Genomic DNA, 8553 nt, shown 5'->3' with positions numbered 1-8553 from the left:
GCTCGGCTCGATGCCCTGGGCGTGGCGGCCGCACTCGGGGGAGCGGTGGCCATGGCCGCCGGCGTGGTCCTGACCAAGAAGTGGGGCGCGCCGGACACACTGCTGGCCGCCACCTCCTGGCAGTTGGTAGCCGGCGGGCTGTTCCTGCTGCCGATGGCCCTGCTGGTGGAGGGGCCGGTGCCCGCGCTGACCGGCATCAACCTTGCGGGCTACGCCTACCTGGGCCTGATCGGCACTGCGCTGGCGTATGTGCTCTGGTTCCGCGGCCTGCACCGGCTGCCCGCTTCAAGCACTGCACTGCTCGGCCTGCTCAGTCCGGTGGTGGCGGCCGGTGCCGGCTGGCTGCTGCTTGGCCAGGACCTGAGTGTTGGCCAGTGCGTGGGCGCCGCCCTGGTCCTCGGCACGCTGGTACTGGCCGGTCCGGCCGGGCACCGGCGAGCCGACGCCCGGCGGGACGCGGACCGTGGTGTGCTGGACCGGTCCGCTGCCCGACCCTGACCCGTCCCGATCCCTGAAGCGAGGTTCCCGTGTTTACCGGTCTATCCGCATTTCCCCTGACCCCGGTGGTCAACGACGCCGTGGACGAGGACCTGCTGGCCGCGCTGGTGGCCCGCGCTGCTGCCGCCGGTGTGGACTCCATTGGGGCGCTGGGGTCCACCGGCAGCTACGCCTACCTGTCCCGCGAGGAACGACGCCGGGCGGCTGCGGCTGCGGTGCAGGCCGCCGGGGACGTGCCGGTAATCGTGGGTATCGGAGCGCTGCGCACCTCCGACGTCCTGCATCTGGCCGAGGATGCGCAGAACGCCGGTGCGGCCGGGCTGCTGCTGGCTCCCGTGTCCTATCAGCCGCTGACCGAGGAGGAGGTGGCCGGGCTGTTTGAAGCGGTCTCGGCGGCCAGCTCGGCGCCCATCTGCCTCTACGACAATCCCACCACCACCCGGTTCGCCTTCACTGACGAGTTCTATGCCCGGATCGCGGCCCTGCCCCGGGTGGCGGCAGTGAAGATTCCCCCGGCCGCCGTGGAGCGCGCAGCCGAACGGGTGCGGCAGGTCCGTGCCGTCCTGCCGCAGGATGTGGCCCTGGGCGTCAGCGGCGACGAGTTTTCCGGTCCTGCCCTGAGCGCCGGGGCGGACGTGTGGTTCAGCGTGCTGGGCGGGACGCTGCCGGAACAGGCGCTCGCCATCACCCGGGCTGCGCAATCCGGCGATTCCGCCGCGGTCCGGGCCCTGTCCGGAAAGCTGCAGCCTCTCTGGGCTCTGTTCGGCCGGTACGGCAGCCTCCGGGTGGTCTCGGCCGTCGCGGCGCAGCTGGGCCTGCTGCCGGTGGAGAACCTTCCGGCACCGCTGCAGCCGCTGCCCGTTTCCGCCCGGGCGGAGGTCGCCGCCGCCCTGACGGAGCTCGGCCTGCCCTGATCGGACGCGGATCCGGCCGAAGCCCCTCCACTTTGGGAAAACGCTTACAGTTCGGGAAATCCCTCCGCTGCGAACCGGCAGGGATTTCCCGAACCGGCAGGGATTTCCCAAACCGGCAGGGGAACCGGAGATGGCCCGCAGAGCACTGCATGACAGCAGCTGACTATCCGCGACACGCTACAGGACGACCTGGGCCAGATAGTCATGTGAAATACATATATTGATCACATGACTAATCGCGAGATGCGGGAACCTACGTTCCTGATCCTCACCGCACTGGCCCGAAGCCGGCACCACGGCTACTCGCTGCTCGCCGAAACCCAGACGCTTTCCGGCGGCCGGGTGACGCTGAAGCCGGGCAGCCTCTATACCACTCTGGACCGGCTACAGGAAGAAGGGCTGGTGGAGGACGCCGGTGAGGAGGTCGTGGCAGGGCGACTCCGCCGGTACTACGCGCTGACTGATTCCGGGGCAGAGGCGCTGGCACTCGAGGCGGACCGGATGGAAGCTGCGGCCAATGCCGCTCGGCAAAGCCTGCACCTGCGGGCCAAGGGGGCTCTGGCATGAGCGACGCCCTGGAACACAAGTACCGCCAAGCGCTGCGGGCCTACCCCGCCCGCTGGCGCGCAGCCCATGCTGAGGAGATGCTCGGCGTGCTGCTCGACGTCGCCGCCGGCGAAGGAAGGCAGGAAGCCACCCGCTCCGAACTCCTGCATCTTGCTCTGCACGGGGCAGCGGCCCGAGTGAACCAATATCTGCCGCGCCGCCGCCGGGACCGGCTGGCCGCCGTCGGCACCATCTGCGGCGCCTCGCTGGCGCTGGTGATGTTGGTCCTGGGTGAACTCGGGCGCTGGTTCCGGTGGAACAGCTACAACCTGGTGGATCAGCCGTTCGGGGCGTTCACTACTCCCGCCGTCATTGTTTTTGTCCTCACCCTCGCGGCGTTCGGAGCCGTGGCTGTGGGGCAGAGCACCACGGCGAAGATCCTGCACGGTGCAGCGGTGGGCGCAGCAGCCGCGATCGGGGTCATCATGGCAATGACCGACCCAAGCATTCCGGTCCATCCGCTGGTGTTTTGCTTCTTCGGTGTCGCGAACCTGCTGGCGATGCTGGGCAACGACGCCCGGACGCCGTGGTTGCGCAGGGTCGTGCTCCTTGGCGCACCTTCCCTTGGTGTTCTCATCACGGTGACCAGCTACCTGCAGGGAGGCGGCGCGCAGCGGACCTTCTGGGGCGGTCCGTATCTCATCAATGACCAGCGGCTGGCGTTCTGGTTCCTGGAACTGCTGGTGATCACGGCACTGCTGGCCGCTGCCGGACCTAGAACCCGGCCGTGGGCCTGTCTATTGCTGGTCCCGCTGGCTTCCCTGCCGCTGTCCGGGCTGTTCCTGACCCTCGGGGGCAACAGCTCGATCGGCCTGATCGGAGTTCAGCCCGGATTCTTCTACGGACTGTGTTCCGTAGCCGGTCTGATGAGTGCCTTGGCGGCGTGGAAGCGCCCGAAGATCAGCTTTTCCAGGAACAGCACCGGGGCCTCCAAGGTCTGATGCCTGTGCCGGGTGTCCCACTCTTTTGGTGCGGACTTCTGCGGCCCACCCGGCGTAAGCCCCTCCACTTTGGGAAAACGCTTACAGTTCGGGAAATCCCTCCGCTGCGAACCGGCAGGGATTTCCCAAACCGGCAGGGATTTCCCAAACCGGCAGGGAATGCACAAACCGGAAGGGATCCCGGCCCTACACCGCCCGAACCGGAACCTCCGCGCCCGAAACCTCGCCGGCCACGGCAACGCCACCCTCTCCGGCGGCCCGCAGCTCCAGGTACACCTTGTCCCGGGCAAACGGCGTCCGGGCGAACCGGATCCCGGTGGCGTCCCGCAGGGCGTTGGCCAGCGCGGGAGCCACGGGGTTGAACGGGCTTTCGCTCATCGACTTGGCGCCCATCGGGCCGAGCGAATCGTCCGTTTGAGCGAAGAAAATCTCCGTCCGCGGCACGTCGGCAAACGCGGGGATGTGGTAGTTCCGCAGGATCCGGGTCTCCACCGAACCCTCGGCGTCGATCCGCACCTCCTCAAACAGTGCCGCCCCCAGTGCCTGGGCAATCCCGCCCTCGATTTGGCCGCGGCACTGCACCGGGTTAACGACGACGCCGGCATCGGCCGCGTGCACGCTCTGCAGGATGCGGATTTCACCCGTCCCAGCATGCACCGCCACCCGGAAGCCCTGCACGTTGAACGCCACCGAGCGCGGCGTCCCGCCCCAGCGGCCCTCGGCCGCCAGCTCAATGCCCTCGGCGGCGGCCCGGGCGGCGACGTCGGCCAGCGGGACCCGTTCGCCGCCGCACTCCACCGCGTCCGCCAGCAGCTGCACCTGGGCCGAGGTGTTGGAAAACAGGGAGGCGGCGAAGCCCTTGAGCAGCGTGGCCAGTTCCTCCGCGGCGGCCAGCGACGCCTTGCCCGCCACCACGGTGCCGGTGGACCCGTAGGCGCCGGTGTCGTGGTCCACCAGATCCGTGTCCGACTGCCGGACCACAATCCGCTCGGCCCCGGTATGCAGTGCCGTCGAGACCAGCTGGGTGTGCACAGTGGTGGTGCCGTTGCCGAATTCGGAGGTGCCGACGTCGAGCCCGTACCGACCGTCCGGCCGGAGGAAGACCTTGGCATGGCTGATGTGCCCGCGCGGCGGCACGGTGTCGATCATGGCGACGGCGGTGCCCTCGCCGGTCAGCCACTCCGAAGCAGCACCCTCGTCAGCGGAAACCAGTTCCGCCCCGGAGGTCTCCGGCCGTTCCCGTCCCGCGGCCAGCGCCCCGGACACCAGGTCGATGCACTGGTCCAGCCCGTAGCTGCCGTAGTGCACATCCTCGGCCGGGACCGGCGCGGTGGACACCATGTCCTCGCCCTTCGCCACCACGTTCCGGCGCCGGAATTCCAGCGGATCCATGTCCAGGGCGCGGGCCAGCTCATCCATGGCGGATTCGATGGCGTAGATCATCTGGCTCAGCCCGTAGCCGCGGAACGCGCCCGAGGGCAGCGTGTTGGTGTACACGGAGCGGGCGTCCACCTTCTTGTTCGCGCACCGGTAGACGGCGACGGACTCCCCGCAACCGTGGAACATCACGCCCGGGGCGTGGTTGCCGTAGGCGCCGGTGTTGGCCGTGACATCCAGTGCCAGCGCGGTGAGCGTGCCGTCCGCCGCCGCTCCGGCCCGGACCCGGACCGCAAACGGGTGCCGGGTGGTAGTGGCGGTGAACTGCTCCTCGCGGGTGAGTTCCAGCTGCACCGGCCGGTTCAGCTTCAGCGCGGCCAGCGCGGCCAGGTCCTCGGTCAGCATTTCCTGCTTCCCGCCGAACCCGCCGCCCACCCGGCCGGTGAGCACCCGGACGGAGGCCGGCTTTAGCCCGAACACCCGGCACAGGGCGCGGCGGATCAGGAACGGCACCTGCGTGGAGGTACGTACCACCAGCCGCCCCTTCGCATCGAAGTAGGCAATGGAGCCGTGGGTTTCCAGGGCCACGTGCTGCAGCCGCTGGCTTTCGTAGGTGTTCTCATGCACGACGGCGGCTGCCGCCAGTCCGGCCTCCACGTCACCGAGTTCGGAGTGCAGCTCCGCCACAATGTTCCGGGCAGTGCCGGGATGGACTTCGGGGGCGCCGTCGGCCAGTGCGGCATCGGTGTCCAGCACCGCGGGCAGCAGCTCGTATTCCACCTTCAGTGCGCGCACGCCTGCCGCGGCGGCGCCCACGGAATCGGCGACGACGGCGGCCACCCGCTGGCCGCGGAACCGGACCACATTGTCCAGGATCCGGGTGTCGTCGGGATCGTCGGTATGCAGTTCGTGCTGGGCGGTGGAGAACAACTGTTCCGGGGCGTCCTCATGGGTGAGAACCGCTTCAACACCCGGAATAGCCAGAGCGGCGCTCGCGTCAATGGAGACAATCCGGGCGTGCGCATGCGGGGAGCGCAGGATCTTCAGGTGCAGCAGTCCGGGCAGCTCCGCGGCCGGGACGTCCATGGTGTAGCGGGCGCGGCCGGTCACAATGTCCGGTCCGGCCGGGGCGGGGACGCACGCGCCGACGGTCGGTGCGGCGGTCGTGGCGGCGGCGTCGATTCCGTCCTCTGCAGCGTCGTCGGCAGCCGGAACGTCGACCGTCCGGTGCCCGCAGACCGCGTCTTCGACGGCGCGGTAGCCGGTGCAGCGGCACAGGTTGCCCTTGAGGTTCCGCGGCAGGTTCTGTTTCTGTTCCTCGTCAAAAGTCGCCGCGGTCATCACCATGCCGGCGGTGCAGAAACCGCACTGGAAGCCCTGCGCGTCCAGGAACTGCTGCTGCATCGGATGCAGCGCGTCGCCGTCGGCCAGTCCCTCGATGGTGGTGATTTCCCGGCCCTCGGCACGCACCGCGGGGTAGAGGCAGCTGTGCACCGGTTTGCCGTCCACATGCACGGTGCACGCACCGCAGTCCCCGGCGTCGCAACCCTTCTTGACCCCCAGGGTGCCCTGTTCGCGGAGGAAGGTGCGCAGGCACTGGCCGGGGAAGGGAGCGGCCGCCACTTCTTCCTGGTTGATCCGGTAGGTCATTGCATGCCGTCCTTCCGTAGGGGCGGGGGAGCCGGAGCCGCCAGCTGGGTGCGGATCTCCTCTCCGAGCCGGTCCGTCATGTAGTGGCGCCACTCGGGCAGGCCGTGCACGTCGTCGTGCCACAGGTCGGCGTCGATCGCCTCGTTCAGCGCAGTCCGCAGGCCCGGCGCATCCGGCAGCTCGGCAAAGCGCAGCTGGACCGGGCGCTTGGTGGCGGCCGTGACCGTGAGGACAAACCCACCGTCCTCGTCCAGCCGTCCAATCAGCAGTACCCCGGAACGGCCCAGCCGGGTGAGGGACAGCTGCCGGAACGCGGTCCGGGCCCGCAGCGCGGCGGCGGGCAGGCTGATGCTGCGCAGCAGTTCACCCGGTTCCAGCGCGGTGACGCCGTCGCCCACCACCAGCTCCGCCACCGGAACCCGGCGGGAGCTGCCGTCCGGCGACAGGACAAGGGCGACGCCGTCCAGGGCGGCGGTCAGCGAGGTCATGGGGCCGGCGGGCAGGGCGGTGCAGATGTTCCCGCCGACGGTGGACACGTTCCAGACCTTGAAGGAGGCCAGGAAGGAATCGCAGCAGGGCCGCACCAGGTCCAGGGCTTTCCACTGGGAGAGGACGTCCGCCGGGGCGGCATCCGGAAACGCGTAAAGCTCCGCGATGGTGCAGGTTGCCGCGATTTCCAGCCCCGTTTCGGAGACGGTCAGCGGTTCCCAGCCGGCGGCGGTGATATCCAGGAGCCGTTGCAGGCTGTCGCTGCCGTAGGAGAAGAGCACGGTGCCGCCGGCCAGCCACGCGTCGCCGGGGCGCCACTGCTGCGGGTCCGCAGTGCGGATCAGCTCGGAAACGGTGGGCATATCCATGGGTGTGTCCCTTTAACTTGCGTGCAGGCGGTTGAACGGGTGGATGGGGCCGGAGACGGCCCGCAGGGGCAGGCCGCTGGCCGCGGCGCCGGAGCGGGAGGCCACTATCTCGGCGAAAACGGAGACGGCCGTTTCCTCCGGCGTGGCCGCGCCGAGGTCCAATCCTATGGGCGAATGCAGCAGCTGAAGCTGAGCCGCGCCCAGCCCCGCTGCCCGGAGGGCGGCCATGCGCTGGTCGTGGCTGCGGCGCGAACCCATGGCCCCCACATAGGCCAGATCCATGCGCAGGGCTTCGGCCAGCACCGGCACGTCAAACTTCGCATCATGGCTCAGCACACAAACCACGGACCGGGAGTCCAGCCGCCCCGCCTCGGCCTCTGCCTGCAGGTACTTATCCGGCCACTGCACCTGCACCTGGTGGGCGGCGGGAAAACGGTCCTCAGTGGTGAAGGCGGGACGGGCGTCGCAGACGGTCACGTGGTAGCCCAGCAGCCTGCCCTGGCGGGCCAGGGCGGCGGAAAAATCGTTGGCGCCGATCAGCACCAGCCGCGGCGGTGCCAGCCGGGACTCCAGGAACAGGAGGGCGCCGGCACAGTCTCCGTCCCCGGTGCCGTCCAGCTCCACGACGCCGGTGCGGCCGGCCGCGAGCAGGGGAGCAAGCCGGGCGGCGGCGCGTGATGCATCCCCGACCCCGGACAGGACGGCCAGTGCCGGGCCGTGGGCGGCGAGGAGGGCTGCGGGCGTGGCGGCGGTGCGGGCCGGATCAGTGACCAGCAGCGGGAGGGCTGCCTCTTCCATGCCTACGGCAGCGTCAGGCAGCCGCCGGATGAGGGCACAGGGGGCACCGGCGTCGGGCATCTCCGGGAACAGCTCCGGTGCCACGGGCTCGATCAGGACCTCCAGGGTGCCGCCGCAACTCAGCCCGACGGCGAAGGCATCGGAATCGCTGTAGCCGAAGGATTCCAGGCGGGGGCGGCCGTCCGCGAGCACATCCTCCGCCGCGGTCACGACGGCGGCCTCCACACAGCCTCCCGACAGGGAACCGGTGACGTGCCCGTCGGCGCTGATGAGCATGGATGTGCCCGCCGGCCGGGGCACGGACCCGGTGGCGCGCACGATGGTTGCTGCGGCACACGGTCCTCCCGCGGCGGCCAGCGCATCGAGCATCTCCAACACAGCGCCCTGCCCTCCAGCAACGTTGGCCGGCGGCAACCGCCACCGGTCAAACCAGCAACCAAAGCGGTGAGTTCCCCCTGCCGTATAAGGTGGCCGTGAAAAGCCGGGCAGGGGCCTTAAATCCGCAAAACAAATGACATATTCCGGAATGCATAACGGCTCGATAGGCAAACAGGTAAAGGCGGAAGGAATACCCTTTCAGAAGCTGTAACCCGCGCCACAAACCGCATTAGTCCCGGTAATTGCACGGAAGCTTACCACGCTGTCCGGGCCTGCGGGATCCCCTGCCGTTTATGACGGCACCGGACGTCCCCGGGTGCGGGAGAGCAGCAGGTAGCCCAGCAGGGCAGCACCCCAAAGCAGGAAAAGCGGGTCCCAGAGCCAGGCATGCCCAATCATCGCGGGCCGGTCATATCCGCCGGCGGGGCGGACCAGACCGCCCAGGACGGTGGCTGCCACCACGGTGTTGGCGCCGCCGTAAAGCACCAGCAGCACCGCAGCCAGCCAGACGGCGGCCCGCCAGCGCCCGGGCCG

The 8553-nt window shown here is 69.4% G+C and carries 7 protein-coding genes and 1 pseudogene; 4 read left to right on the top strand and 4 right to left on the bottom strand.

Features of this window, described 5'->3' with window-relative positions; genetic code table 11:
- From AC5RUF_RS16035 to AC5RUF_RS16020, 4 genes are all read left to right on the top strand, one after another.
- The coding region (locus AC5RUF_RS16035) for a DMT family transporter (RefSeq protein WP_494131254.1) at positions 1-498 on the top strand (498 nt) is incomplete at its 5' end.
- A 29-nt stretch (positions 499-527) separates the two neighbouring features.
- Positions 528-1412, top strand: coding sequence for a dihydrodipicolinate synthase family protein (locus AC5RUF_RS16030; protein ID WP_494131253.1), 885 nt, complete (start codon positions 528-530; stop codon positions 1410-1412).
- A gap of 228 nt (positions 1413-1640) precedes the next feature.
- Positions 1641-1979: a PadR family transcriptional regulator gene (locus AC5RUF_RS16025; RefSeq protein ID WP_494131252.1), complete on the top strand. Its 339-nt coding sequence runs from the start codon at positions 1641-1643 to the stop codon at positions 1977-1979.
- On the top strand, positions 1976-2959 hold the full coding sequence (locus AC5RUF_RS16020) for a hypothetical protein (RefSeq protein WP_494131251.1): 984 nt from the start codon (positions 1976-1978) through the stop codon (positions 2957-2959). The genes AC5RUF_RS16025 and AC5RUF_RS16020 overlap by 4 nt, the downstream gene beginning before the upstream one ends.
- Positions 2960-3145: 186 nt before the next feature.
- Here the strand turns inward: AC5RUF_RS16020 and AC5RUF_RS16015 are convergent, their stop codons facing one another.
- The 4 genes and pseudogenes from AC5RUF_RS16015 to AC5RUF_RS16000 form a co-directional block, all read right to left on the bottom strand.
- A complete protein-coding gene (locus AC5RUF_RS16015; protein ID WP_494131250.1) occupies positions 3146-5986 on the bottom strand; it encodes a molybdopterin-dependent oxidoreductase in 2841 nt (946 codons plus the stop codon).
- Positions 5983-6843 carry an FAD binding domain-containing protein gene (locus AC5RUF_RS16010; protein ID WP_494131249.1) on the bottom strand — a complete coding sequence of 287 codons (861 nt, stop codon included), beginning with the start codon at positions 6841-6843 and terminating at the stop codon, positions 5983-5985. The genes AC5RUF_RS16015 and AC5RUF_RS16010 overlap by 4 nt, the downstream gene beginning before the upstream one ends.
- A 12-nt stretch (positions 6844-6855) precedes the next feature.
- On the bottom strand, positions 6856-8010 hold the full coding sequence (locus tag AC5RUF_RS16005; protein WP_494131255.1) for an XdhC family protein: 1155 nt from the start codon (positions 8008-8010) through the stop codon (positions 6856-6858).
- Between the two features lie 300 nt (positions 8011-8310).
- Positions 8311-8553: pseudogene (locus AC5RUF_RS16000) on the bottom strand (DUF3995 domain-containing protein); the annotation flags it as partial.

The organism is Arthrobacter sp. Y3224198 (assembly GCF_059090025.1).
This window is presented reverse-complemented; position numbering and strand designations above follow the sequence as displayed.